Source organism: Arthrobacter livingstonensis (assembly GCF_003219815.1).
Taxonomy (GTDB): domain Bacteria; phylum Actinomycetota; class Actinomycetes; order Actinomycetales; family Micrococcaceae; genus Specibacter; species Specibacter livingstonensis.
On record NZ_QJVD01000006.1, the window covers coordinates 142,564 to 166,975 of the forward strand.

Consider the following 24,412-nt stretch of genomic DNA (forward strand, 5'->3'; position numbering starts at 1 on the left):
AAGCGAACGTCCGGCACGGACGGGCTCGTTGCGCACAAGGCCAAGGACACTCCGGGCGATAAGGCGGTGGCTGGCGTTTCCCACGTCATGCTGGCCCTGTGGTCGTTGATGGTGTTGGTCCCCCTGGCGTGGACCGTGATGTCCTCCTTCAAGACGTCCACCGAGATCTTCGCCTCGCCGTTTTCCCTGCCGGAACACTGGAGCTTCACCAACTACGTCAGCGCGTGGAGCACCGCTGGAATAGGCAGCTACTTCCTCAACACGGTGATCGTGGTCGGCTGTGCCCTGGTCATCGTCATGGTCCTCGGTGCCATGTGCGCCTACGTCCTGGCCCGGTACGTGTTCCCGGGCTCGCGGGCCATCTACTACCTGATGCTCGCCGGCCTGACGTTTCCCATCTTTCTGGCCGTGGTCCCGCTGTTCTTTATCCTGAAGAACATTGGTCTGCTGAACACCTTGCCCGGTCTGATCATCGTTTATGTGGCATTCGCCCTTCCGTTCACGGTGTTCTTCCTATTTTCCTTCTTCAAAGCCTTGCCGAACGAAATTGCCGAGGCGGCGCAGATCGACGGGGCCGGGGAATGGCGCACGTTCTTCCAAGTCATGCTGCCCATGGCCAAGCCGGGCATGGCCTCGGTGGCGATCTTCAACTTCCTGGGCCTGTGGAACCAGTACCTGATCCCCGTGGCCATCAACACAACCGAAAAAAATTGGGTCCTGTCTCAGGGCATTGTGGCCTTTGCCAACAACATGGGCTACGCCGTGAACTTTGGCTCGCTGTTCGCGGCCGCCGTGATCGTGGTGCTCCCCGTGTTGGTTGCCTACGTGTTCTTCCAGCGCCAGCTCCAGGGCTCGGTGTCCGCGGGAACCTTGAAGTAGCGGGCATTCCCCCACTCGTGCGGGCAGTTGATGACAATGTCTGGATTGGACATTGTCATCAATTGCCCGCTCGAGTCATTTGTTGGCGGACTGGCGACGCCGGTAGGCGGCCACGTGTGCACGGTTGCCGCAGTTTCCCGTGTCGCAATAGCGGCGGGATCGGTTCTTGGAAAGGTCGATCAGCACCGCCTGGCAGTCATCGGCCGCGCACACCCTCAGCCGGTGCAGTTCCTTGCCGCGGATGACGTCCACCAGCGCCATGGCGGCCTCCACCCCCATGCGTTGCGCGAGCGGGGCGGCCGGGGCCGTGGCGTGCAGGTGCCAGTCCCATTGGTCGTGCCGGACCAGCTGCGGCAGTGCCCGCGCCCGGGCCAACAACTCGTTGACCATGCCCACCGCCGCTGACTCCTCCGCTGTCCACATGCTGCGCAGCTCCCGGCGCATGGCGCGGACGGCCTCGAGCTCGGCGGCGGAGTGCTCGCGTGAACCGGAGAACTGCTCCTGCGCGGTGAATGCGTCCAGCTCGGCCTGCGTTGTGAGCGTGTCCGTGCCGGCCACGGTGCCGTCCGGGAGCACGTCGAAGGGGGCGGTGTTGATCAAATTGGCGGCGGACACCAGCGCCACTTCCGTGTCATTAGTAAAGACCACGTTGACTCCTGACATTTGACGGGGGTACTGTCATGAGTCTAACTCCTTTCACTCATGACATACGGACACTTCCATGACAGCTTCAAAGAGCTCCACCCCTGCGCCACGGCTGGCCGAACCCACCAAGGTTGCCTCCCCGGCACTGTTGTTTGCCTTTGCCTCAGCGGCCACCTTTGCCCTGTCCGGACCCTTCGCAAAATCGCTGTTTGAGGCCGGCTGGTCACCTGGCGCGGCCGTGGCGGTCCGCATCGGGGGCGCCGCCGTCGTGCTCTTGATCCCGGTGCTCATCACCTTGGTGCGGCAGTGGGCGGCCGTCAGGGGTTCGCTGCTGCGCATTGCCATCTACGGCATTGTGCCCATTGCGCTGTGCCAGCTGTTTTACTTCAATGCCGTTTCACACCTGTCGGTGGGAGTGGCGCTGCTGCTGGAGTATCTCTCGCCCGTGCTGCTGGTGGGCTGGGCCTGGCTGTCCACCCGCACCAGCCCGCGGCTGCTGACCATCGCCGGTGCCGTCTTTGCCGTGTCCGGGCTGCTGCTGGTTCTGGACCTGGCCGGCAGCACCAAGGTAAGCGTCGAGGGGATCTTGTGGGGGCTGGCGGCCGCCGTGTGCTTGTCGGTCTTCTTCGTCATGTCCGCCCGCGCCAATGACAACGTCCCGCCCATCCTGATGGCCGGTGGCGGCATGGCGGTGGGCGCGGCCTTGATTTTTGCCTTGGGCCTGGCCGGCATCATGCCGCTGGCCTTCAGCACCGCCAGCCCGGTCTTCGCCGGGCACCTGGTGCCGTGGTTTGTGCCGGTGCTGGGGCTGGTGCTCATCACCACCGTGTTTGCCTACGTCTCCGGCATTGTTGCCACGCGGGGGCTCGGGTCCAAGGTGGCGTCCTTCGTGGCGCTCTTTGAGGTGCTGTTCGCGGTGCTGTGGGCCTGGATCCTGCTGGGCGAGATGCCGCGCCTCATCCAGTTGTTGGGCGGTTTGTGCATTATGGCCGGCGTGGTGATGGTCCGGCTGGACGAGCTGCGGGGCAGCCGGCTGCGTGGCCCGTCCTACGTAGTGGAGCTGGACACCGTGCCCGCCGTGTTGCCCACAGAGGCGCCGCAGCAGGGCTGAGGGGAGCAGCCGGGGGACAGCCCTGGCGCCAAGCCGCCTTGGGCTTGGCCCGGGACAGCCCTACCGGGCAAAGCGGCGCAGCCGCAGCGAGTTCGCCACCACCAGCACTGAGCTGGCGGCCATGGCAGCACCCGCGATCATCGGGTTCAACAGGCCGAGTGCTGCCACCGGGATGCCGATCGCGTTGTAGAAGAATGCCCAGAACAAGTTCACCTTGATGGTGCCGAGCGTTTTCCGTGAAAGCGCAATGGCGGTGGCCACCTGGCCGAGGTCGTTGCCCATGACCGTCAGGTCCGCCGCCGCAATGGCGACATCGGTGCCCGAGCCCATGGCGATGCCGAGGTCGGCCTGGGCCAGGGCGGCTGCGTCGTTGACGCCGTCGCCGGCCATGGCCACCGTGGCCCCGGCGGCCTGCAGCTTCCTGACCGCTTCGACCTTGCCCTCGGGCAGGACATCGGCAAACACGTCCTCCGCCGTAATTCCGACGGCGGCTGCGACCTGTGCGGCCACGGCTGCGTTGTCACCGGTGAGCAGGATGGGCCTCAGGCCCAGTTCCCTGAGCGTGGCGATGGCCTCCGCGGAACCGGCCTTGACCGTATCCTTGAGCGCAATCAGCCCCGCAGCTTCGCCGTCCACCGCAACCCAGATCGCCGTGGTGCCGCGCTGCTGCTGTTCCAGCAGTGCTGTCTTGGCTGCTTGTGAAAGCGCGACGCCGTTTTCCTCCAGCCACCCTGCCCTGCCGGCCAGCACGGTGCGGCCCTCGATGACAGCACGCACTCCGCCGCCCGGTGCCGACATGAAGTCAGACAGTTCGGGCAGGGTGCCTGCCGCGCCGGCCTGTTCGAAGGCGTGGGCCGTGATGGCACGGGCAATGGGGTGTTCGCTGTGGGACTCCACGGCTCCCGCCAGGCGCAGGATGTCCGATTCCGGCAGGCCGGCGAGGGTAATGACATCGACCACGCCCAACCTGCCCTCCGTGACGGTGCCCGTCTTGTCCAGCAGGATGGTGTCCACGGTGCGGGTGTCCTCCAGAACCTGGGGTCCCTTGATTAAGATGCCCAGCTGGGCGGCCCGTCCGGTGCCTGTCAGCAGGCCGACGGGGGTGGCCAGGCCCAGTGCGCAGGGGCAGGCGATGATCAGCACCGCGACGGCGGCCGTGAACGCGGCCTGAATGTCGCCGCTGAAGACCAGCCACAGGGCGAAGGTGAGCACGGCGATGACCAAAACGATCGGCACGAAGACGGCGCTGATCCGGTCCGCGAGCCGGGCGATGGGTGCCTTGCCGGCCTGGGCGGCACTGACCAGCCTGCCCATCTGTGCCAGCGTGGTTTTGCTGCCCACGCGGGTGGCCCGGACAAGCAGGCGGCCGGAGGTGTTGATGGTGGCGCCGGTGACGGCGTCATCGACGGTGACGTCGACGGGCAGGGATTCACCGGTGAGGAGTGAGGTGTCGACGGCGGAGGTGCCGTCGATGACCACGCCGTCGGTGGCGATTTTCTCGCCGGGGCGGACCACAAAGACCTCATCCACGGCCAGCTCGGCGGCAGGGACCTTCACCTCGACGCCGTCGCGGAGCACGGTGGCGTCCTTGGCGCCCAGGCTGAGCAGGGCCTTCAGGGCATCGCCGGCCTTCGTCTTGGCCCGTGCCTCCAGGTAGCGGCCCAACAGCAGGAAGGTGACAACCACTGCTGACACCTCAAAGTACAGCGGCGCATGCCCGTCCATCGCCATGCCGTGCGCCGTCATTTGCGGGTCCATGGCCAGTTCGACGGCGGAGAAGAGGAAAGCCGCGATGACGCCGATGGACACCAGGGTGTCCATCGTGGAGGCCAAGTGGCGGGCGTTGATGGCCGCGGCACGGTGGAACGGCCACGCCGACCATGTCACCACCGGCAGGGCCAGGACGCCGACCACGAAACCCCATTGTGGGAACTGCAGGGCCGGGAACATGGACACCAGGAACACCGGGACAGTGAGGATGGCGGCCAGGATCAGGCGCGGCCGCAACGAGGCGGCGGTCCCGCCGTGGGCCATGTGGTCGTGTCCGGCCCCGGACTGGTCGCCGGAGGCGTGGTCCATGCCCGCGTGATCTGCAGTGGCGGTTCCGGCGCCGTGCTGTGCAGTACCCGGGCGGGCGTCGTGCGCGAGGTGCGCTCCGGCGTCGTGCCCGGAAACGGGCGGGTTCTTCAAGGTGGCCTTGTAGCCGGTCGCGTTGACGGTGTCGATGATTTGCTGGTTGGAAATGCCGGCGGGGACCGTGACCGCGGCTGTTTCCAGCGGGAGGTTCACGGAAGCGCTGACGCCTTCGAGTTTGCCCAACTTGCGCTCAACCCGGCTGACGCAGGACGCGCAGCTCATGCCTTCGATGTCGAGCTCGACCATTCGGGGGCCGGGTGCGGCGGGTTGGGACAAAATGTCTGAGGCGCTCATGGCGCTCCTTACTATTTCACTAATGGGCTAGGCGTTGTTGGCGACGACGAGGTACCCGGCTTCCGCGACGGCCTCGGAAATTTCTGCCGGGTCGAGCGTCAGGGTGGAGGTGATGGCAACCTCGGAAATGCCGCCGGCGTTGAGTTCGACAGCGACGTTTTCCACGCCCTTGAGCCCGGTCAGTTCCTCGGTCACGGAGCTGACGCAGTGTCCGCACGTCATGCCGGAAACGTTGATCGTGGTGGTGTGGCTCATGGTGCTAGCTCCTGAGTAGGCGGGAAATGGCGGCGGTGGCCTCGGCCACCTTTTCGGAGACGAGCTCCGCATTGCCGGTTGCCTGGGATTCGTTGGCGGCATTGACGACGCAGTGCGCTATGTGGTCCTCGAGCAGGCCGATGCTCACGGCATGCAGGGCCTTGTTGACGGCGGCCATTTGGGTGAGGATGTCGATGCAGTACTTGTCTTCCTCGACCATCCGGGCAATGCCGCGGACCTGCCCCTCGGCCCGCTTGAGCCGGCGCAGGTAGGCCTGTTTTTCTTCAGTGTAGCCGTGCGGGCCGGGGTGTTCTTCTTCCATGGTGGTCATGCTTCGAATCTATACCCCCATAGGGTATATGTCAAGTACCCCATGGGGGTATTCGAGCTGACGTCACAACCTGCCTGAAGCAAGTTACCGGCAGGAAAGTATTGCCGGGCGGGCCGCCGGTGGGAAGACTTGACCCCATGGCTAATATCGGAGAACAATCAGGAACCACTTATCTGCTGGCCGTGGGCACCAAGAAGGGCCTGTGGCTGGGCACCAGCGCCGACCGGGCCAACTACGTGTTCACGGGCCCGCACTTTCTGATGAACGAGATCCCCAGCATCGGCATCGACACGCGCAATCGCAAAACCCGCATCCTGGTGGGCGTCCGGAGCGAGCACTGGGGTCCCACTGTGTCGCACTCGGACGACCTCGGGGAAACGTGGACGGAACCTGAAAACGGCGCCATCACCTTTCCGCAGGACACTGGTGCCGCATTGGAGCGGGTGTGGCAGATCCAGCCCGACAGCGAAGGCAGCCCCGGCGTGGTGTGGGCGGGCTGCGAGCCCATCTCGGTCTGGAAATCCACCGACGGCGGCGAGCACTTCGAGCTGAACCGCGGGCTGTGGGACCACCCGCACCGGCCCGAGTGGGGTGCCGGATTTGGTGGTGCGGCGGCGCACACCGTGCTGCCCAGTCCCACGGACCCCAACACCATCCACATTGCCATGAGCACCGGCGGCGTCTACCGCAGCACCGACGCCGGAGCCACTTGGGAAGCCCGGAACAAGGGCATCAGCGCCGGCTTCATGCCGGACGCCGAGCCGGAGTTCGGCCAGTGCGTGCACAAGATCGCCCGGGACCCCAACAACCCGGAGACGCTCTACGCGCAAAACCACCACGGCGTCTACCGCAGCGATGACAACGCCGACACCTGGAATTCGATCGCGGACGGCCTGCCCACCGACTTCGGCTTCACCATGCTGACGCATCCGCGCCGCTCCGGGACGGCCTGGGTTGTCCCGATCATGGCCGACAGCGAGCGGATCCCGCCCGGCGGCCAGCTGGCCGTCCACCGAACGGACGACGCCGGTGCCTCCTGGACGCGGTTGTCCGACGGTTTGCTGGAGCCGGACTTCAATGTGGTCCTGCGGGATGCCGCCGCAGTGGATACGGAAGAGCCCGCTGGCGTCTACTTTGGTACGCGCGGGGGCACCGTGTACGCCAGCGCCGACGAGGGCATTAGCTTCACCGCCGTCCTTACGCAGCTGCCGGACGTCCTGTGCGTCCGGGCCGCCGTAGTGGAGCTTTAGACGGCATGGGTCTGGAGGGTCCGGGCGGCAGGGAGCCGGATGTGGCGGAAGTCAATGTGCTGATACCGAGCCTCCTGCGGCCCACGGCCGGCGGGCAGGAGGGACTGCGTCTGGGCGTGGACCCGGGCGGCTCCACGGTGGCCGAGCTGCTGGACGCCATTGGCGCGCAATACCCGCTGTTCAACCGGAGGGTCCGGGATGAGACCGGGGCGCTGCGCCGGTTTGTGAACATTTACCTGGACGGTGACGATGTCCGGCGGCTGGACGGGCTGAAAACCCGCGTTGCCGCCGGCCAGGAAGTGATGGTCATCCAGTCCGTGGCCGGCGGCTGAGGCGGCTGAGTCGGCTGAGGCGGCAAAACGAGCGAATCCGCCTAAACGGCGTCGAGGTCCGTTTCGAGCATTTTGGCCAGCGAGTCGAGGGCGGCGTCCGCACCGTCGCCCTCGGCCCGCAGGACCACGGTGCTGCCGTGTTCGGCGCCCAAGGTCATCAGGGACAGGATGCTGCTGGCATCCATGGCGTCCTCGGCAGGGGCGCCGTCCATGGCGATGGTGACTTCGACGCCCACTTCGCCGGCCGCGGCGGCAAACAGTGAAGCGGGGCGGGCGTGCAATCCGGAGCTGCTGGCAACGGTTGCTTTACGTTCGGACATGGTTCCTCCTGTTGGGGCTGTTGCTGAACATCAAGTGGGACTAAAGGCCAAGCTCGGCGAGGACGGGCAATTTCTCCCGTGCCCGGTCACGCGCTTGCGCGGGAGAAGTCGCCGACAGTGCAAGCCTAGCGATTTCCTGGGCCTCTTCCAGCGTCACGGTGGCCAAAACGGCGCCGACCGCCGCCAGCGACCGGGCCGTCATGGACAGCGTTGAGACGCCCAGGCCCACCAGCACGACGGCGAGGGCCGGGTCCGCGGCCGCCTCACCGCACACGCCGACGGGCTTTCCGCTGCCTTCGGCGACAGCGCCAGCCACCGTCAGGCGTACCAGTTGGAGCACTGCCGGCTGCCACGGGTTGTTCAAGGCGGCCAGGGGCCCCAGCTGCCGGTCCGCTGCCATGGTGTACTGCGTGAGGTCGTTGGTGCCCAAGCTGGCAAAATCAACTTCCCGCAGGATGGATTCGGCCGTCACGGCCGCCGAGGGCACCTCCACCATGACGCCCGGCGTGTTGAGGCCGGCGTTGGAGCACATGGCGGCAAAGTCGCCGGCTTCCTCGGGCGTGGAAATCATGGGGGCCATGACCCAGACGTCCGCCGTGGACCCCTTGGCCGCTTCCGCAACGGCCGCTAGCTGGCGTTCCAGCACGCCGGGGGAGGTGGTGTCCGTGCGGTAGCCGCGCACGCCCAATGCGGGGTTTGGTTCCGTCGCGTCCGTCAGGAACGGCAGGGGCTTGTCCGCGCCGGCGTCGAGGGTGCGGACCACAACCTTCTTTCCGGGGAAGGCGTCAAAGACTCCGCGGTAGGCCTCGACCTGTTCGGCAATGGAGGGTTCGGTTTCCCGTTCCAGGAAGCAAAACTCGGTGCGCAGCAGCCCCACGCCCTGGGCACCCGCCGCAGCGGCCTTGACCGCATCTTTGGCCCCGCCAACATTGGCGAGGAGCGGGACGAGGTGGCCGTCCGCCGTCGTGCCGTTTCCGTCAAAGACGGAGAGCGTGGACGCGTTGGCCGCCCAGGCCGCCGCCGCTGCGCGCTCGGTGTCGCCGGGGCCGGTTGAGATGGTCCCGGCGGCCCCGTCGACATAGACTTCCGTGCCGTCCGCCAGCTGGTCAACGCCGGCGGCGGCGACCACGGCCGGCAGGCCCAGTGACCTGGCGATGATGGCCGTGTGGGACTGCGGTCCGCCGCCGGCAGTGAGCAGGGCAATGACCGTGGCGGGGTCGAGGGTGGCGGTGTCCGCGGGGGCCAGGTCCTCGGCGACGAGAATGAAGGGGACCTCCGACGCCGGGATGCCGGGGGCCGGAACGCCGCGCAGGGCGGCGACGACCCGCGCACGGACGTCAAGGACGTCGGTGGCCCGCTCGGCCATGTAGCCGCCCAGGTTCACCAGCATGGCCGCCACGGCCTCGGCCGCTTCCCAAACTGCCCGCTCCGCCGAGGTGCCGGCGTTGATCAGCTTGACGGATGCCTTGATGAGCATGGGATCCGTCGCCATGAGCGAGGTGGCTTCAAGGACGGCCTTTGCGTCGCCCGCGGCCGCAGCGGCACGGGCACGAAGTTCCACCTGGACGGCCTTGGCTGCGGCCGTCAGTGCGGCCGCTGCGTCTTCGGCGCTGGTCCCCGGAGCCAATTTCTCCCCTGCGGGCGGTTCGGCCAGGGGGCGGGGCATTTGTCGTACGGGTCCGACGATTCGTCCGGGGCTGACGCCAACTCCTGGGAAATTCTGCATTGAAAGTCCTCAATTCCTTCTTATCTGGCGGCGCCCGCCGGCGGACGCCCCGCGGCTGCCGGGTGGCCAAAAATTGTCCTGTGATTCACTTCATATAGCATTGCTATAGGTGCTAGGGTAGCAGTCATGAACTTCGACGGCCAGCTTCCACCCAAAGCCAGGCTGCTCAAATCCGCCGCTGAATTGCTGGCCAATTCAGCGGGCGCGCCAGTCTCGACCCGGCAAATCACCGAGCTGGCGGGCGTGACGGCACCCACCCTTTACCACCACTTTGGCGACAAGGAAGGACTGTTCAACGCGGTCATCGATGCCGGCTTTGAGGAGTACGTCGCCGGCGAACACAACTTTGCCCCCACCGGACAGCCGCTGGCGGATGTGCGCCAAATCTGGGACAACCACCTGAAGTTCGGCTTGGACAATCCGCAGTTGTATTCGGTGATGTTTGGCAACATCCGCCCGGAAAGCCGCCCGGTGCGGGTGGCCGAGGCGGAGGGCTTCATGGAGGAAATGCTGGACAAGGCCGCAGCCGCGGGCCAGCTTTGCGTTTCGCCCAAGGAGGCCGCCCGCAGCATCCTGGCCGCCAATGTCGGCGTCACCTTGATGCTGATTGCTGAACCGGCAGCGGACCGTAATTTTGATTTGTCCGACATGACCCGCGAGGCCGTGATCTCGGCCGTCTCCTCGGAGATGGAACTGCGCACGGCGGCGGCACCGTTAGGTGCGTCGTCGGTGGTGGTGGCGGCCATCGCACTCAACGCCGCACTTGAATCATCCCACCCGGAACAACTCTCAACCACAGAGTTGAAGCTGTTCCTGGAGTGGCTGCACCGCATCTCCAAAACTTCATAGCAACACCACCATCCATCACCCACCTTTCTGCACAGACGCAGGACCCATGGTTAGGAATCTTTCATGGCAACACCATCAGTGGCCGCCCCCAAGGGCGGTGTGCGGGTTGGGGTGCAGAAATTCGGCACCTTCCTCTCGGGCATGATCATGCCCAACATTGGAGCTTTCATCGCCTGGGGCATCATCACCGCCCTGTTCATTCCGGCGGGGTTCTTCCCCAACGGGACGCTCGGCGCCTTGGTGGGACCGATGATCACCTATCTCCTTCCCCTGTTGATCGGCTACACGGGCGGAAAGATGATCCATGGCGTCCGTGGCGGCGTGGTGGGCGCAGCCGCAACCATGGGTGTGATTGTCGGCACCGACATCCCCATGTTCATCGGCGCCATGATCATGGGTCCGTTGACGGCCTGGGTGATGAAGAAGCTCGACAAGGTCTGGGAAGGGCGGATCAAGCCAGGCTTTGAAATGCTGATTGACAATTTTTCCGCCGGGATACTGGCCTCCATCATGGCGGTCCTGGGCATGCTGGTGGTGGGTCCGGTCGTCCTGGCGTTCAGCAATGGCGCCGGTCACGTGGTTGAATTCCTCGTCAACCACGGCCTGCTGCCGCTGACCAGCATCTTCATTGAACCGGCCAAGGTCCTGTTTCTGAACAACGCCGTCAACCACGGCATCCTGACCCCCCTGGGCACCGAACAGGCACTGGCGCAGGGTAAGTCCATCCTGTTCCTGCTCGAAGCAAACCCCGGTCCCGGATTCGGCCTGCTGCTTGCCTACGCCATCTTTGGCAGGGGCCTGGCCAAAGCCTCGGCTCCCGGCGCGGCGCTGATCCAGTTCGTTGGCGGCATCCACGAAATCTACTTCCCCTACGTGCTGATGAAGCCAATCATGATCCTTGCCACCATCGGCGGCGGCATGACCGGCATTTTCATGCTCGTGCTGACGGGGGCCGGCCTGCGTTCGCCCGCCGCCCCTGGCAGCATCATCGCCGTCTATGCGGCAACCGCCAGCGACAGCTACCTGGGTGTGACGTTGTCGGTGGTGGGCGCCACTGTCGTGTCGTTCCTGATCGCCTCCTTCATCCTAAAGACCAGCAAGGCCGGCGAAGACGACAGCCTGGGCGACGCCACCGCCAAGATGGAGGAACTCAAGGGCAAGAAGAGCTCGGTCTCATTCGCCCTGGCGGGTGCCGCCGCCAAGGGCCCGATCTCCTCAGTTGTTTTCGCGTGCGACGCCGGCATGGGCTCGAGCGCCATGGGCGCCTCGGTGCTGCGCAACATGATCAAGAAGGCCGGCTTTCCGCAGGTCAAGGTCACCAACTCGGCCATCGCCAACCTGACTGACACATACGACGTCGTCGTGACCCACCAGGATCTGGCGGCGAGGGCGGCCCCGTACACCGCCAGTGCCACGCACTTCGCTGTGGACAACTTCATGAACAGCCCCCGCTACGAGGAAATCGTTGAGCTCGTTGCGGCCAGCAATTCCCCTGACGCGGCGGCCGCCACCGCCGCCGCGGATGTTCCCGGGGACACCGATGAAGCGGCCGGCGGCAACATCCTGGCCCGTGAAAGCGTCATCCTGAACGGCTCGGCCTCCTCCCGGGATGCGGCCATCGACGAAGCCGGAACGCTGTTGCTGGCGCGCGGGGCGGTCAACGCCGCCTACGTCGCGTCGATGCACGAGCGCGAAGAGTCCGTGTCCACCTACATGGGCAACTTCCTGGCCATCCCGCACGGCACCAATGAGGCCAAGGGGAACATTGCCAGCTCGGCCGTGTCCATCATCCGCTATCCGGAGGGCATCGACTGGAACGGCAAGCCCGTGAAGTTCGTGGTCGGCGTGGCCGGGGTCAACAACGAACACCTGGCCATCCTGTCCTCGATCGCCCGCGTCTTCACCGACAAGGACCAGGTGGCACGGTTGGAAAGCGCCACCAGCGTTGATGAGGTTTTGGACATCTTCGGAAAGGTCAACGCCTAGTGAAAACAGTACATTTCGGTGCCGGCAACATCGGACGCGGCTTTGTGGGGCTGCTGCTCCACAACGCCGGCTATGAGATCGTTTTTGCCGACGTTGCCGGGGCTCTCATCGATGAGCTGGCAGCGGCGGACAGCTACGACGTCCACGAGGTCGGCGACAATCCGGCGGTGCACACCGTGGACAACTTCCGCGCGCTGAACTCCGCCTCCGCGCCGGACTCAGTCGTCGCGGAAATCGCGACGGCGGACATGGTCACCACGGCGGTGGGCCCGAACATCCTGAAGTTCGTGGCCCCGCTGATCGCCCGCGGCATCGCGGCCCGCGACGCGGCTCTGGCCCCGCTGCAGGTCATGGCGTGTGAGAACGCCATCAATGCCACGGACATCCTGGAGGAGGCCGTTCGCGCTGACGGCGCTGCGGGTCCGGCCGCCTTGGACGCGGCCGCCGTTGATGCACGTGCCGTGTTTGCCAACACGGCCGTGGACCGGATTGTGCCCAACCAGGCTCCCGGCCAGGGCCTGGACGTCACGGTGGAGACGTTCTTTGAATGGGTCATCGACAAAACCCCGTTCCATGGCGGTGAACCCGCCATCGGCGGCGTCACCTTTGTGGAAGAGCTGGCCCCCTACATTGAACGCAAGCTGTTCACGGTGAACACCGGGCACGCCGCCACCGCCTACTTCGGCTACGCGGCGGGGATCGAGAAAATCTCGGACGCGATGGAGGATCCCGGCGTTGCCGTCAAGGTGCGTGCCGTGCTGGCCGAAACCAAGCAGCTGCTCGTCGCCAAGCATGATTTCAGCGACGCCGAACAGGAAGCGTATGTGGAGAAGATCCTGCGGCGCTTCTCCAACCCGTACCTGCCGGACACCGTGGTGCGCGTGGGCCGTGCACCGCTGCGGAAACTGGGCCGGCACGAGCGGTTCATCGGCCCGGCCGCCGAGCTGGCGGAAAACGGTGTGACCCCGGTTGCCCTGCTCGAGGCCGTTGGCGCCGCACTGCGGTTCCACGACGCCGGCGACGCCGAGGCAGCCGAGCTGGCCTCCATCATTGCAGACAACCCTGCCGCTGCCGCCACGGAGCGCATCACCGGGCTAGCTCCTGCGCACCCGCTGTTTCCCGCCGTCCGTGATTTGATCGCGGCGGCAAAGACTGGGTAATTTTTCGGCGCGATGCGAAGGGCCGGACGGTTGACCGTCCGGCCCTTCACATTCCCTCGGTCCGCGGCGACGCCAGAACGGTCAACCGGCAGCCAATCCGTGAAGCCGGGGCCAACTCGCGAGACATCCCCACAAGAAGATAGGCCGTGCTCGCGAGGTGACACCGGTCTCGCGTACGACCGCGCAGAAATGCTCCGGCGCCATGGCTGATGGACCGGCGCCATGGCGCTCCGCAACGGCGGCTACGGATGCACCACTGCCTTTAGTGCGCCAGGATTGGCGCCCGCGCTCAGGGCTGATTCAACATCGAAAAGGCCGTGGGCCGAGGTGACCAGCCCGTCCAGGTCCACTTGTCCCGACGCGGCCAGTGCAATGGCGGTGGGCCACGTATTCGCATAGCGGAATGTGCCGGTGATCAGCAGCTCCCGCCCCTGCACCAGCGGAACCGGCAGGGCAATGGTGTCCGATCCCATGCCCACCAACACGCAGCGCCCGCGGGGCGCCAGCCGGGCCAGGCCCCCCAAAATGGCCGGTTCGGCGCCCGTGGCGTCAATGAAAACGTCAAAGGAGGGTTCCACGTGAGGCTGTTCCCCTGCCATGAAGGTATGCGTCGCGCCGTATATACGGGCCACCGCCAGGCGTTCGGCACGCACGTCCGTCAGTGTCACCACGGCGCCGGCGAGCTGGGCCACCTTGGAAATGAGCAGCCCGATGGGTCCGGCACCAGCCACCAACACTGCATCACCAAGCTGGATCCTGCCCGCCTGCCGCGCGGCCAGCGCCACGCTGAGCGGTTCCAGCAGGGCGGCGGCGTCGTCGGAGACGGAATCCGGGACCGGGTGGCAAAACGCTGCCGGGTGCACTGCGTATTCGGAAAACACCCCGTCGATGGGAGGCGTGGCAAAGAAGCGCACGCCCGGGTCCAGGTTGTAGCAGCCCGCCAGCGACTGGGCTGACAGCGGGTCCGGGATTCCGGGCTCCAGCGAGACACGCTGGCCCACCGCACGGTTCGCAACCCCGGCCCCCAGGGAGACGATGACACCGGCCGGTTCGTGGCCCAGCACCAGGGGGGACTCCACCACGCAGGGCCCAATCCGGCCTTCGGTGAAGTAGTGGGTGTCCGATCCGCACACCCCGACGGAGGTGATGCGCACCAGCACCTCGCCGGGTCCCGGGGTGGGGACCGGGCGCTGCTCGGTGCGCAGTTCCCCCTGGCGGACCAGGACTGCGGCGGTCATGGTTTCCGGCACGGGTTCGACGCCGGCCGGGGCCCCGGGTGCCGGGGCATTGGTTGGGAGGGTGGCCATCTCTATTTCACCGCGCCCATCGATAGTCCGCGGACCAGCTGCTTCTGTGCGACCCAGCCGGCGATGACCACCGGGAGCGAGGCCAGCACGGAGGCGGCGGACAGCTTGGCCAGGAACAAGCCCTCGCTGGTCATTTGCGAGACCAGGAACACCGGCACCGTGGCGGCGTTGGCGGCCGTCAGGTTCAGTGCAAAGAAGAACTCGTTCCAGGCAAAGATCACGCAGATCAGCGCCGTGGCCGCCAGGCCCGGAGTGACCATGGGCATCAAGATGGTGCGCAGGGTCTTGATGAGCCCGGCCCCGTCCATCGCGGCGGCCTCGAGCACCTCGGACGGCACCTCTTGAAAGAAGGAGCGCATCATCCACACCGCAATGGGCAGGTTCATGGCGGTGTACAGCACCACCAGGGTCCAAATGTTGTCAAGGGCCTTGATTTGGCCGGCGATGACATAGATCGGCATGATCACGGCCACCACGGGCAGCATCTTGGTGGAGATGAAGAAGAACAGCACGTCCTGGGTCTTCTTCACGGGCCGGATGCTCACGGCGTAGGCTGCCGGCACGGCCAGCAGGACCACAAACACCGTGGAAACACCGGTGGCAATGAGTGAGTTCAGGAAGTACGCCCCCGCGCCGTTGCCCAACACGGCGGCAAACTGGTCAAGGGTGGGCACAAAGAAGAACACGGGCGGGTTGGAGGCCGCAACGGACTCCTGCTTGAAGGCCGTCATCACCAGCCAGATGACGGGGGCAAAGAAGACAAACGCGAGCAGCCACGTAAGGGTGGTGGCGGCGGAACCGGAGAACCGGCGTCGTGCTTCACGGGACTTGCGCTCGGCAGACTTGGGAACGGCGGGGCGAGTGAGGGTGGTGGTCACGGCTTAGTCCTTTGTGTCAAAGCTGCGGAAGATCAGGCGAAGGGCGAAGGTGGCGATGATGATGGTGGCGATGACCACCACCACCCCCATTGCAGCCGCCTGGCCAATGTCGAAGCCCAGGAAGGCCCGCTGGTAGATGTAAAACGGCAGGTTGGCGCTGGCGGTGCCCGGCCCGCCGGCGGTCATGAGGTAGATCTGGTCGAAGGTGTTGACCACGTAGATGGTGCCCAGCAGCACACCCAGCTCGATGTAGCGGCGCAGCGCCGGCAGCGTGACCCAGAGGAAAGTCTTGGTCCAGCCGGCGCCGTCGATCTGCGCGGCCTCCAGCACGTCCTTGGGCTGGGACTGCAGCCCGGCCAATACGAGCAGCATGGTGAACGGGGTCCACTGCCACACCAGCGCCATGAGGATCGAGACGATGGGATGTTGCGCCGTCCAGTCCACCGGCGGGATGCCCACCAGGGATATCACCCAGTTCACCAGGCCGAAGCTGGGGTTCAGCATGGAGACGCTCCACAGCGTGGCCCCGGCCACGGGCATGATGAGGAACGGGGTGATGAGCATGGTGCGCACCACGCCCTGGCCGCGGAACTTGCGGTCCAGCAGGAGGGCGAAGATGATGCCCAGGACCATGGCCAGAAACACGCAGCCCAGCGTAATGACAATGCTGTTCACCGCGGAGCTGCGGAAGGTCGAATCCAGGAAGATGTCCGCGTAGTTCTGCAGGCCGGTGAATTTGTTGCCGTCCGGGCGCAGCAGGTTCCAATTGCGCAGCGAGTACCAAATGGTGACAAGGAATGGCAGCTGGGTGACGATGATGGTGAACACGAGGGCCGGCAGCAGCGGCCCGCGGCGCCGCCAGCCTTCGGCCTTGGAGATGCCTTTGGGAGTGTCCTTGAGCTGGTGGTGCTTGAGATTGTGGCGATCAACCAGGGTGGTGGCCATCACTTCCCTCCTTCTTGGTAGGACTGGGCCACTGGCTCTGCGTAAAGCTGTGCCTGTTTCAGTGCCTCATCAACAGTCTTTTGACCGGCTATTGCGGCCGAGATTTGCTGGCTGACCCGGGTGCCGAGGTCCTGGAACTCGGGAATGCCCACAAATTGCAGCCCGGGGTAGGGGACGGGATTGACCATGCTGGTGGACTGCTTCGCGCTGTACATGGCGTCCAGCGTGGGCTTGGCGTAGGCCTTGGCCACCTTGGCGTACTCGGGGATTTCGTACGTTGACTGGCGGCTGCCGGGCGGCACGCGTTCCCAACCAATCTTGTTGCCCACCAGTTTGATGTAGTCCTTGTTGGTCATCCAGGAGATGAAGTCCCAGGCGGCGTCCTTGTGCTTGCTCGTGGTGGGGATGGCCAGCGACCAGCTGTACAGCCAGCCCGCTGACTTGGTGTCCTGGACGGGTGCCGGGGCATAGCCGGACTTGCCCGCCACCAGCGACGACGCGGGGTCTTCGATGCTGGAGACCATGGCCGTGGCGTCATACCATATGGCCGCCCTGCCTTGGCTGTAACGGGTGATGCAGTCGCCGTAGCCGCTGGTTGCGGCCCCGGGCTGGCCGGCGTCGTGGAGCAGGTTCACGTAGTTGGTGACGGCCGCCTTGACTTGGGGGGAGTCCAGTTTTGCGTTCCACTTTTGGTCAAACCACTGACCGCCGTAGGTGTTGATGACGGTGTCCAGCGGCGCCATGACCTCGCCCCAGCCGGCCAGGCCGCGCAGGCAGATGCCGGCAAAGTCCTTGGACGGGTCGTTGAGCTTGCGGGCAATCTCGCCGATCTGCGCCCAGGTGGGGTGCGCCGGCATGGTGATTCCGGCCTGCTTGAACAGGTCTTGGCGGTACACCAGGAAGGATGACTCGCCATAGAAGGGGACGGAGTACATATCGCCCTTGTAGCTGAGCGCGTCCTTGATGGTGGGGATGAAGTCCGCGGTGTCGTAGCCCGGTGTGGCGTCGGCCAGCGGCTGGAGGTTGTCGATCCAGCCGTTCTTCGCCCACATCGCGGTTTCGTAGTTGGAGATCATGACGACGTCGAACTCGCCGCCGCCGGTGGCCACCGATGCGGTGATCTTGGCGCGGGCCTCGTTCTCCGGCAGCGTCACAAACTTCACGTTGACGTTGGGGTGCCTGGCCTTGAAGTCGTCCTGGAGGGAGACGGCGTCCTTCATCTGGGGGTTGGCCACAATGGCCACCACGATGGTTTCCTTTGAGGTGCCGCCGGCCGGCGTGCAGCCCGTCAAAGCCAATGCGGCGGCAGTCGCGACGGCGAGCCATTTGGCAGTGAACGACCCGGGCCGGCGGCGCCGGCGCGCCGTGTGAAGAAGAAGTGGGGGGAACTTCATTGGTCTCTCTCAGTCTGTTTGCTCATTTGAGACTACGATTACGCTCATTTGTTAAGTGACTTTAGCCATATATACTCATCTGAGCAAGGACTAACGCTCAAAAGGTTTTTCAAGGAAGGTGCCGCGTGTCCCGGTTAACGCATGAAGAGCTGCTGGCAAGCATTGGCCAGGCCTACTATTTGGACAACCGTTCCAAGGTGGAAATCGCCACCGAGCACGGCATCTCCCGCTTCCAGGTGGCCCGCTTTCTGGATGAGGCGCGTGCTGAAGGCATAGTCCACATTGAGATCCGCCACCCCGGCCGCGAGGCGGCAATCGACGCCGGCGCGTTGGCACATGCCCTGGGTATCCGCCGGGTGGTGGTTGTAAAAAACGTCGGCGACGAGTTGGAGCAACGGGATTTGCAGGCCCACGCCGTGGCCGGCGAACTCATGCGGGACGTCCGCACCGGCATGACCATTGGCATCTCGTGGTCGCGCACCCTGGATCTGGCCGCCCGGCATGTGAGCGAACTTCCCAAGTGCAACATTGTCCAGCTGGCCGGAGCCCTCCCGGTTCCTGGTGGCGGCAACCCCCTGGAACTGGTCCAGCGGCTGGGCCGGATGGGCAAGGGTGCCACCTGGCCCATGTGGGCCCCGCTGGTCGTGGACAGTGCGGCAACGGCCAACGGTTTGCGCCGGCAGCCGGAAATTGCCGACGCCATGGGCAAGGCTGATTCCCTGGACCTGGCCGTCGTGGCACTCGGCGCCTGGGGTCCCAACCTCTCCACCGTTTGGGACAGGGTGGACAATGCCGTCCGCCAGGAAGCGCTGGCGAACGGTGCGGTGGCGGAATGCTCCGGCAGGCTGATTGCCGCGGACGGCGCACCGGTGGCCTCCGACCTGGACGCCCGGGTGCTCTCTGTCACCGTTCCGCAGCTGCGCGGCACGCCCACAGTGATTGCTGTTGCCCACGGAAACGGCAGGGCCGCGGCCGTCAGGGCCTGCATTGCCGCCGGAATTGTCCAGACACTGGTTGTTGACGAGGCCCTGGCGCTCGCCCTGCAGGCTGCAACACCCGCCCGGAAGGGAAAGTCCGCATGAACATTGTGGTGGGCGTGGACTCCTCCACGCAGTCCTGCAAGGTGTTGGCCGTGAACGTGGAGACGGGTGAACAGGTTGCCACGGGGTCCGCCACACATCCGGACGGCACCGCCGTCGACCCCGGAATCTGGACCTCGGCACTGTCCCTGGCATGGGATGCTGCCGGCATTGCCGGCCTGGGAGGGCAGGTCATTGGCGCAGCCGTTGCGGCCCAGCAGCACGGCATGGTGGCCGTGGATGCAGGCAGCGTCCCGGTCCATGATGCACTGCTGTGGAACGATGTCCGCAGCGCAGCCCAGGCCGCCGGCATGGTGGCTGAACTCGGTGTCGAGGCGTGGGCGGACGCCGTCAATCTGGTGCCCGTGGCCTCCTTTACCCTCACCAAGCTGGCGTGGCTGGCGCACAAGCGCCCGGACGATGCGGCCCGGGTGGCGACAGTTGGGCTGCCGCACGACTGGCTGAACCTCCAGCTGACCGGCCGGTGGAGCACGGACCGCAGCGACGCCTCCGGAACCGCCTATTTTGACCCCCGGACCGACCGGTACCGGACGGAACTGCTGGAGCGGTTTTTTGGTTCCGTGCCGGCGCTGCCGCCAGTGCTGGCGCCGGAGGCAAGCGCCGGAAGACTCTTGCCGCGCTGGGGTGCAAGTGCCGCCGTCGTGGGCGCGGGCATGGGGGACAACGCCGGTGCTGCCCTGGGGCTGGAACTGGCGCCCGGGGAGATTGTGGTTTCCGTGGGCACCTCCGGAACCGTTTTTGGCGTTTCAGCCACGCCCATCCGCGACGCCTCGGGGGAGGTGGCGGGATTTGCCGACGCCACCGGCGGCCACCTGCCGCTGCTGGCCATGATCAACTCGGCGCGCGTCCTGGCGGCCGGGGCTGCGATGCTCAAGGTGGATCTGGCCGAATTTGACCGGCTGGCGCTCGCCGCGGCACCGGATGCCGGCGGGCTGACCCTGCTGCCCTACCTCGACGGGGAACGCACGCCGAACCTGCCCGACGCCACCGGGACGCTGGTGGGCATGACCCGCGCCAACATGGTGCCGGAAAACTTGGCGCGGGCATGCGTGCTGGCGGTGCTGAACCCGCTCGCTGACGCCCTGGCTAAACTGGCCGGCCTTGGCGTTCCGGTGGAGCGGGTGCTGCTCATTGGCGGCGGCTCCAAGTCGCGGGCCCTGCGGGAGGCTGCGGCTGCCGTTTTTGGCGTGCCCGTGGAGGTTCCCCAGGCCCGAGAGTACGTGGCGCTGGGAGCAGCCCGGCAGGCGGCCTGGGCCGCCACGGGAAAACTGCCCGTGTGGGGCCGGCGGATCGAGGAGTCGTTCGAGCCGGCCGGGGACTGGGGAGCCGTGGTGCGCGAACGGTACATTGCCGCTCGCCGGGCGGTTTACGCGCTGTAGTCCCCACTTGCCGGCCCATCCGAGCACACCCAGCCGAGCACCCCTGCCGGTGCCGCGAACTGCCGGTGCCGCGCCCACGGTGCCATAATGATGGCATGACCCGCACACGAGTGAGCACAACAGTGGATGCCGATCTCTTGGCCGAGGCACGTCGGGTGACGTTGGGCCTTGACGACGCAGCTCTCATTGATGCGGCACTCAAGGCGTTGCTCGTTCGCCACCGCGCCGTGGAACTGGATGCAAGCTACGCCGCCTACGACGAGCACCCGCTCGCCGAGCCGGACGAATGGGGCGATCTGGCGTCGTTTCGGCAAGCCGCCTCAGCCTCATGAGCGCATTGCCGGCCCGGGGAGAACTTTGGTGGTGCGAGCTTGCCGAAATCGGCCGTCGCCCCGTCGTCGTCCTGTCACGTGACGCGGCGATCCCCCGACTTGGACGCGCCCTCGTCGCACCATGCACGACGACGATTCGAGGGCTTCCCAGTGAAGTCGTCCTTGAGCCAGGTGACGACCCGGTCCCTCGTCGCTGCGCAGTCAACCTCGATTCCGTCGAGAGCCTCTCAATTGCCGTGCTGGTCACAAGGCTCGGCCGGCTGGCCGATTCCCGCATGCGCGAGATCTGCGGTGCTCTCGAGGTGGCGGTCGACTGCCAGGGCCTGCGCTGAAGCGGCACGCCGCCATGAAACCAAGTGCGAGTGCGCCGTGTCAGTCCAGCGCCACGAGCGCCTCAACTGCCGCCCGGGCGCCCTTGTCGTGCAGGGTGTCCAGCGTGCGCAGGTATGCCTGAGTGAACCGGGCATTGTCCACCAGGTCGCCGAAGACGTCGCGGTTGCGCAGGAACGCCAGCTTGTCCCCATGCTGCTTGGCGGCGGCGGCCATGAGCGGTTCCTTCAGCCGGTCCACAACCTCAATGGGCTGCCCCGACTCGTCCGTCCCTTCGGCGTAGCGCGCCCAGGAGGCGACGATGCCGGCGGAACGGGCGATCTCGCCGTCGTTCGCCAGGTTGATCCGGATGACCGGGACCAGCCATTTGGGGATGCGGTCCGAGCTCTCCGCGCACAGGCGCGCAAGGGTGTCGCGGACGTGTTCGTTGGAGTAGCGCTCAATCAGCGTTTGCTTGTATAGCGGCAGGTCCACCCCGGGCAGTGGCGACAGCGTGGGCCCGCCCTCGTGGTCCATGTAGTCCAGCAGGAACGTCGCAAACAGCGGGTCCTGGGCTGCCTCATGGGCGTACCGGTACCCGGCCAGGTAGCCGAAGTAGCACAGGCCCTGGTGTGTGGCGTTGAGCAGGCGCAGCTTCATCAGCTCGTAGGGTTCCACGTCTTCCACGAGCTGAACGCCGGCGTCCTCGTACGGCGGGCGGCCCAGCGGGAAGGTGTCCTCCAGGACCCATTGCTCAAACGGTTCGCACACCACCGGCCACTGGTCCACCACGCCGAATTCCTTGGCGATTGCGCTGCGGTCTTCATCCGTGGTGACGGGCGTGATCCTGTCCACCATCGAGTTGGGGAACGCCACGTTGTCCCGCATCCACGCACCCAGCTCCGGGTCCTTCAATGCAGCGAACGCGGTGAACATCTTCTTCGCCACGTCGCCGTTGCCCTGGATGTTGTCGCAGGACATGACCGTGAACGGTTCAATGCCGCGGGCACGACGCCGGGCGAGGGCTTCGGCGACGAGGCCGAACGTTGTGCGCGGGGCTGCGTTGGGCGACAGGTCGTGGACCACATCCGGGTTGCCGGCGTCGAACTCGCCCGTGACGTGGTGGAAGTTGTAGCCGCCCTCGGTCACGGTGAGCGAGACGATGCGCGTGTCGGGGGAGGCCATCTTCTCGATGACCGCGCCGGGGTCTGCCGGGGCGAACAGGAACTCCGTGACGGAGCCGATCACGCGGGCTTCGCGCGTGCCGTCCGGGTGCTTCAGGAGCAGGGTGTAGAGGCAGTCCTGCTCGGCCATGACGTCCGCCATCTTTTTGTCATGCGGGAGCACGCCTATGCCGCAAATGCCCCAGTCAAGTGCTTTTCCGGCGTTCATGAGCCGATCCAGGTACATGGCCTGGTGGGCGCGGTGGAAGCCGCCCACGCCGAAGTGCACAATGCCGGTGGTGACCTGGCTGCGGTCGTAGCCCGGGACGCCAACGTTCCCCGGCAGCGTGGAAAGGTTGGTGGTATTGAGTTGCGGCACAATGAACTCCCTTGCAGACGTGATCCGGATCCCATTGTATCAAATGAGCTTTTGGCATGCGCTCATTTGAGAAAATATGCTTGCGGGCCACTTGTGGGAGGCCACGGTGGATGGTCGGCGTCAGTCACTGCCGCGGCAGGACCTCCTGCGGTAGGTTGATCTGGAAGATCGTGCGGATCACCATCAGCAGAAAGACGTGCCCATGGCCAAGGAACTTGCCACCCAGCTCATTGAACAACTGCAGTCCGCCGGCGTGCGGCGCATCTACGGGATTGTGGGCGACAGCCTGAACCCGTTGGTGGATGCGGTGCGGAAAACCGGTGGAGCCAAAAACGGCGGCATCGACTGGATCCACGTCCGCCACGAGGAGGCTGCGGCATTTGCCGCCGGTGCCGAGGCGCAGCTGACCGGGGAACTGGCCGTGTGCGCGGGGTCCTGCGGGCCCGGCAACCTGCACCTGATGAACGGGCTGTACGACGCCAACCGCACCGGCGCGCCCGTGCTGGCCATCGCCTCGCACCTGCCCAGCGTGCAAATTGGCAGCGGCTTCTTCCAGGAAACCCACCCGGACCGGCTCTTTGGCGAGTGCTCGGTGTACTCCGAGCTGGTCAGCACCTCCGACCAGGCGCCGCGGGTGATGCACAATGCCATCGCGCATGCCGTGGGCCTGCGCGGGGTGGCCGTCGTGACGCTGCCCGGAGACATTGCCAGCCTCCCGGCCACGGCGCCGTCGCCCCTGCAGCGCCCCCTGCGCCCGGGCCGCCTGGTCCCGGCACCGGAAAGCGTGCAGGAGCTGGCGGATGCGATCAACGGGGCGGCCAAGGTGGCCATCTTTGCCGGCGCCGGCGTCCAGGGCGCCCACGACGAGGTGGTGGCGCTGGCCGAAAAGGTGAACGCCCCAATCGGCCACAGCCTGCGCGGCAAGGACTTCATCCAATACAACAACCCCTATGACATCGGCATGACCGGCCTGCTCGGCTACGGCGCGGCGGCCGAAGGCATCGAGGACGCGGATCTGCTCCTCCTGCTCGGCACCGACTTCCCCTACGACCAGTTCCTGCCGGCCACACGCACCGCCCAGGTGGACCGGGCGCCGGAGCACCTGGGCCGGCGCACCGACGTTGACCTGGCCGTCCACGGCGACGTCCTGTCCACCCTGGCGGCGCTGCTGCCCCTTGTTGAGGCCAAGAAAAACTCCAAGTTCCTGGACGCCATCTTGAAGAAGCACGACAAGCTGATGAACAAGGCGGTGGGCGCCTACACCCGCAAGGCAGAGAAGATCGTGCCCATCCACCCGGAATATGCCGCCTCCCTGCTCGATCAGATTGCCGCCGAGGACGCCATCTTCACGGCGGACACCGGCATGTGCAATGTGTGGACGGCCCGCTACATCAACCCGCTGGGCACGCGCCGGCTGATCGGCTCGTACCTGCACGGCTCCATGGCAAACGCGCTGCCGCAGGCCATCGGCGCGCAGTCCGCGTACCCGGACCGGCAGGTCATCTCGGTCTCCGGTGACGGCGGGCTGTCCATGCTGTTGGGCGAGCTCATCACGGCCGCGGCCCACAAACTCCCCATCAACGTGGTGGTGTTCAACAACTCGACCCTGGGCATGGTGAAGCTGGAAATGCTGGTGGATGGGTTGCAGGACTTTGGCGTGGACGTCCCGGACGCCAACTACGCCGCCGTTGCCGCGGCGCTGGGGTTCCACTCCGTCCGCGTCACCGACCCGGCGGAAATTGCCGACGCCTACCGGGCCGCCTTTGCCCACAACGGCCCGTCACTGGTGGAACTGATCACGGATCCACAGGCCCTGTCCATCCCGCCGAAGATCAAGGGTGCCCAGGTGGTTGGCTTTGCCACGGCCATGTCCAAGATCGTGCTCAACAAGGGTGCCGGCGAGGCCGTCAGCATGGCACGCAGCAATTTGCGCAACATCCCCCGCGGCTGAG

Annotated in this window: 23 protein-coding genes; 12 read left to right on the top strand and 11 right to left on the bottom strand. The window is 65.9% G+C overall.

The features are described from left to right. The first annotated feature begins 87 nt into the window (after positions 1-87). Entirely contained in the window at positions 88-879 is a 792-nt protein-coding gene (locus CVV68_RS07625; protein WP_245933413.1) for a carbohydrate ABC transporter permease, read from the top strand. A 75-nt stretch (positions 880-954) separates the two neighbouring features. Here the strand turns inward: CVV68_RS07625 and CVV68_RS07630 are convergent, their stop codons facing one another. Then, positions 955-1,527: a CGNR zinc finger domain-containing protein gene (locus CVV68_RS07630; RefSeq protein ID WP_110500468.1), complete on the bottom strand. Its 573-nt coding sequence runs from the start codon at positions 1,525-1,527 to the stop codon at positions 955-957. Between the two features lie 73 nt (positions 1,528-1,600). Here CVV68_RS07630 and CVV68_RS07635 point away from each other — a divergent pair, with 73 nt between their 5' ends. Beyond that, a complete protein-coding gene (locus tag CVV68_RS07635; RefSeq protein WP_110500400.1) occupies positions 1,601-2,635 on the top strand; it encodes an EamA family transporter in 1,035 nt (344 codons plus the stop codon). A 60-nt stretch (positions 2,636-2,695) separates the two neighbouring features. On the opposite strand, the gene CVV68_RS07640 is transcribed toward CVV68_RS07635, so the two are convergent. The 3 genes from CVV68_RS07640 to CVV68_RS07650 are packed head-to-tail and all read right to left on the bottom strand — an operon-like array spanning position 2,696 to position 5,651. After that, positions 2,696-5,065 carry a heavy metal translocating P-type ATPase gene (locus CVV68_RS07640; protein ID WP_110500401.1) on the bottom strand — a complete coding sequence of 790 codons (2,370 nt, stop codon included), beginning with the start codon at positions 5,063-5,065 and terminating at the stop codon, positions 2,696-2,698. 27 nt (positions 5,066-5,092) lie between these two features. Continuing rightward, on the bottom strand, positions 5,093-5,320 hold the full coding sequence (locus tag CVV68_RS07645; protein WP_110500402.1) for a heavy-metal-associated domain-containing protein: 228 nt from the start codon (positions 5,318-5,320) through the stop codon (positions 5,093-5,095). A gap of 4 nt (positions 5,321-5,324) precedes the next feature. Then, positions 5,325-5,651: a metal-sensitive transcriptional regulator gene (locus tag CVV68_RS07650; protein ID WP_110500403.1), complete on the bottom strand. Its 327-nt coding sequence runs from the start codon at positions 5,649-5,651 to the stop codon at positions 5,325-5,327. A gap of 137 nt (positions 5,652-5,788) precedes the next feature. Here CVV68_RS07650 and CVV68_RS07655 point away from each other — a divergent pair, with 137 nt between their 5' ends. Together CVV68_RS07655 and CVV68_RS07660 are read left to right on the top strand one after the other, a co-directional pair. Beyond that, a complete protein-coding gene (locus tag CVV68_RS07655; protein WP_110500404.1) occupies positions 5,789-6,901 on the top strand; it encodes a WD40/YVTN/BNR-like repeat-containing protein in 1,113 nt (370 codons plus the stop codon). A gap of 5 nt (positions 6,902-6,906) precedes the next feature. Continuing rightward, positions 6,907-7,233 carry a MoaD/ThiS family protein gene (locus CVV68_RS07660; protein ID WP_245933407.1) on the top strand — a complete coding sequence of 109 codons (327 nt, stop codon included), beginning with the start codon at positions 6,907-6,909 and terminating at the stop codon, positions 7,231-7,233. 41 nt (positions 7,234-7,274) lie between these two features. Here the strand turns inward: CVV68_RS07660 and CVV68_RS07665 are convergent, their stop codons facing one another. Both CVV68_RS07665 and ptsP read right to left on the bottom strand, forming a co-directional pair. After that, positions 7,275-7,553: an HPr family phosphocarrier protein gene (locus CVV68_RS07665; protein ID WP_110500405.1), complete on the bottom strand. Its 279-nt coding sequence runs from the start codon at positions 7,551-7,553 to the stop codon at positions 7,275-7,277. A 40-nt stretch (positions 7,554-7,593) separates the two neighbouring features. Next, complete coding sequence (ptsP, locus tag CVV68_RS07670) at positions 7,594-9,279, bottom strand: phosphoenolpyruvate--protein phosphotransferase (protein ID WP_110500406.1); 1,686 nt, start codon at positions 9,277-9,279, stop codon at positions 7,594-7,596. 126 nt (positions 9,280-9,405) lie between these two features. Here ptsP and CVV68_RS07675 point away from each other — a divergent pair, with 126 nt between their 5' ends. The 3 genes from CVV68_RS07675 (at position 9,406) to CVV68_RS07685 (ending at position 13,274) form a co-directional block, all read left to right on the top strand. Next, positions 9,406-10,128 (top strand): TetR/AcrR family transcriptional regulator, encoded by a 723-nt coding sequence (locus CVV68_RS07675; RefSeq protein ID WP_110500407.1) that lies wholly within the window; start codon positions 9,406-9,408, stop codon positions 10,126-10,128. Between the two features lie 63 nt (positions 10,129-10,191). Next, entirely contained in the window at positions 10,192-12,114 is a 1,923-nt protein-coding gene (locus CVV68_RS07680; RefSeq protein WP_110500408.1) for a PTS mannitol transporter subunit IICBA, read from the top strand. Next, positions 12,114-13,274: a mannitol-1-phosphate 5-dehydrogenase gene (locus tag CVV68_RS07685; protein ID WP_110500409.1), complete on the top strand. Its 1,161-nt coding sequence runs from the start codon at positions 12,114-12,116 to the stop codon at positions 13,272-13,274. Before CVV68_RS07680 ends, CVV68_RS07685 begins: the two co-directional genes overlap by 1 nt. Positions 13,275-13,516: 242 nt before the next feature. On the opposite strand, the gene CVV68_RS07690 is transcribed toward CVV68_RS07685, so the two are convergent. The 4 genes from CVV68_RS07690 to CVV68_RS07705 are packed head-to-tail and all read right to left on the bottom strand — an operon-like array spanning position 13,517 to position 17,798. Beyond that, a complete protein-coding gene (locus CVV68_RS07690; RefSeq protein ID WP_245933408.1) occupies positions 13,517-14,581 on the bottom strand; it encodes an NAD(P)-dependent alcohol dehydrogenase in 1,065 nt (354 codons plus the stop codon). Between the two features lie 2 nt (positions 14,582-14,583). Continuing rightward, positions 14,584-15,459 (bottom strand): carbohydrate ABC transporter permease, encoded by an 876-nt coding sequence (locus tag CVV68_RS07695; protein WP_110500410.1) that lies wholly within the window; start codon positions 15,457-15,459, stop codon positions 14,584-14,586. 3 nt (positions 15,460-15,462) lie between these two features. Then, complete coding sequence (locus tag CVV68_RS07700) at positions 15,463-16,404, bottom strand: carbohydrate ABC transporter permease (RefSeq protein WP_110500411.1); 942 nt, start codon at positions 16,402-16,404, stop codon at positions 15,463-15,465. After that, positions 16,404-17,798: an ABC transporter substrate-binding protein gene (locus tag CVV68_RS07705; protein WP_110500412.1), complete on the bottom strand. Its 1,395-nt coding sequence runs from the start codon at positions 17,796-17,798 to the stop codon at positions 16,404-16,406. The genes CVV68_RS07700 and CVV68_RS07705 overlap by 1 nt, the downstream gene beginning before the upstream one ends. Before the next feature lie 125 nt (positions 17,799-17,923). Here CVV68_RS07705 and CVV68_RS07710 point away from each other — a divergent pair, with 125 nt between their 5' ends. From CVV68_RS07710 to CVV68_RS07725, 4 genes are all read left to right on the top strand, one after another. Next, entirely contained in the window at positions 17,924-18,880 is a 957-nt protein-coding gene (locus CVV68_RS07710; RefSeq protein ID WP_110500413.1) for a sugar-binding transcriptional regulator, read from the top strand. Beyond that, entirely contained in the window at positions 18,877-20,277 is a 1,401-nt protein-coding gene (locus CVV68_RS07715) for an FGGY family carbohydrate kinase (RefSeq protein WP_110500414.1), read from the top strand. The genes CVV68_RS07710 and CVV68_RS07715 overlap by 4 nt, the downstream gene beginning before the upstream one ends. A 95-nt stretch (positions 20,278-20,372) precedes the next feature. After that, entirely contained in the window at positions 20,373-20,609 is a 237-nt protein-coding gene (locus CVV68_RS07720; RefSeq protein ID WP_110500415.1) for a DUF2191 domain-containing protein, read from the top strand. Continuing rightward, a complete protein-coding gene (locus CVV68_RS07725; RefSeq protein ID WP_110500416.1) occupies positions 20,606-20,941 on the top strand; it encodes a type II toxin-antitoxin system PemK/MazF family toxin in 336 nt (111 codons plus the stop codon). The genes CVV68_RS07720 and CVV68_RS07725 overlap by 4 nt, the downstream gene beginning before the upstream one ends. A gap of 40 nt (positions 20,942-20,981) precedes the next feature. Here the strand turns inward: CVV68_RS07725 and CVV68_RS07730 are convergent, their stop codons facing one another. Then, entirely contained in the window at positions 20,982-22,460 is a 1,479-nt protein-coding gene (locus tag CVV68_RS07730; protein ID WP_110500417.1) for a mannitol dehydrogenase family protein, read from the bottom strand. Between the two features lie 202 nt (positions 22,461-22,662). On the opposite strand from CVV68_RS07730, the gene CVV68_RS07735 reads away from it, so the two are divergent. Next, entirely contained in the window at positions 22,663-24,411 is a 1,749-nt protein-coding gene (locus CVV68_RS07735) for a pyruvate dehydrogenase (protein WP_110500471.1), read from the top strand. Position 24,412 lies beyond the last annotated feature (1 nt).

Coding starts and splice junctions, on each gene's coding strand:
- CVV68_RS07625 (WP_245933413.1), top strand. CDS start 88: ATGCTGGCCCTGTGGTCGTTGATGGTGTTGGTCCCCCTGGCGTGGACC.
- CVV68_RS07635 (WP_110500400.1), top strand. CDS start 1,601: ATGACAGCTTCAAAGAGCTCCACCCCTGCGCCACGGCTGGCCGAACCC.
- CVV68_RS07640 (WP_110500401.1), bottom strand. CDS start 5,065: ATGAGCGCCTCAGACATTTTGTCCCAACCCGCCGCACCCGGCCCCCGA.
- CVV68_RS07645 (WP_110500402.1), bottom strand. CDS start 5,320: ATGAGCCACACCACCACGATCAACGTTTCCGGCATGACGTGCGGACAC.
- CVV68_RS07650 (WP_110500403.1), bottom strand. CDS start 5,651: ATGACCACCATGGAAGAAGAACACCCCGGCCCGCACGGCTACACTGAA.
- CVV68_RS07655 (WP_110500404.1), top strand. CDS start 5,789: ATGGCTAATATCGGAGAACAATCAGGAACCACTTATCTGCTGGCCGTG.
- CVV68_RS07660 (WP_245933407.1), top strand. CDS start 6,907: ATGGGTCTGGAGGGTCCGGGCGGCAGGGAGCCGGATGTGGCGGAAGTC.
- CVV68_RS07665 (WP_110500405.1), bottom strand. CDS start 7,553: ATGTCCGAACGTAAAGCAACCGTTGCCAGCAGCTCCGGATTGCACGCC.
- ptsP (WP_110500406.1), bottom strand. CDS start 9,279: ATGCAGAATTTCCCAGGAGTTGGCGTCAGCCCCGGACGAATCGTCGGA.
- CVV68_RS07675 (WP_110500407.1), top strand. CDS start 9,406: ATGAACTTCGACGGCCAGCTTCCACCCAAAGCCAGGCTGCTCAAATCC.
- CVV68_RS07680 (WP_110500408.1), top strand. CDS start 10,192: ATGGCAACACCATCAGTGGCCGCCCCCAAGGGCGGTGTGCGGGTTGGG.
- CVV68_RS07690 (WP_245933408.1), bottom strand. CDS start 14,581: ATGGCCACCCTCCCAACCAATGCCCCGGCACCCGGGGCCCCGGCCGGC.
- CVV68_RS07700 (WP_110500411.1), bottom strand. CDS start 16,404: ATGGCCACCACCCTGGTTGATCGCCACAATCTCAAGCACCACCAGCTC.
- CVV68_RS07705 (WP_110500412.1), bottom strand. CDS start 17,798: ATGAAGTTCCCCCCACTTCTTCTTCACACGGCGCGCCGGCGCCGCCGG.
- CVV68_RS07715 (WP_110500414.1), top strand. CDS start 18,877: ATGAACATTGTGGTGGGCGTGGACTCCTCCACGCAGTCCTGCAAGGTG.
- CVV68_RS07720 (WP_110500415.1), top strand. CDS start 20,373: ATGACCCGCACACGAGTGAGCACAACAGTGGATGCCGATCTCTTGGCC.
- CVV68_RS07725 (WP_110500416.1), top strand. CDS start 20,606: ATGAGCGCATTGCCGGCCCGGGGAGAACTTTGGTGGTGCGAGCTTGCC.
- CVV68_RS07735 (WP_110500471.1), top strand. CDS start 22,663: ATGGCCAAGGAACTTGCCACCCAGCTCATTGAACAACTGCAGTCCGCC.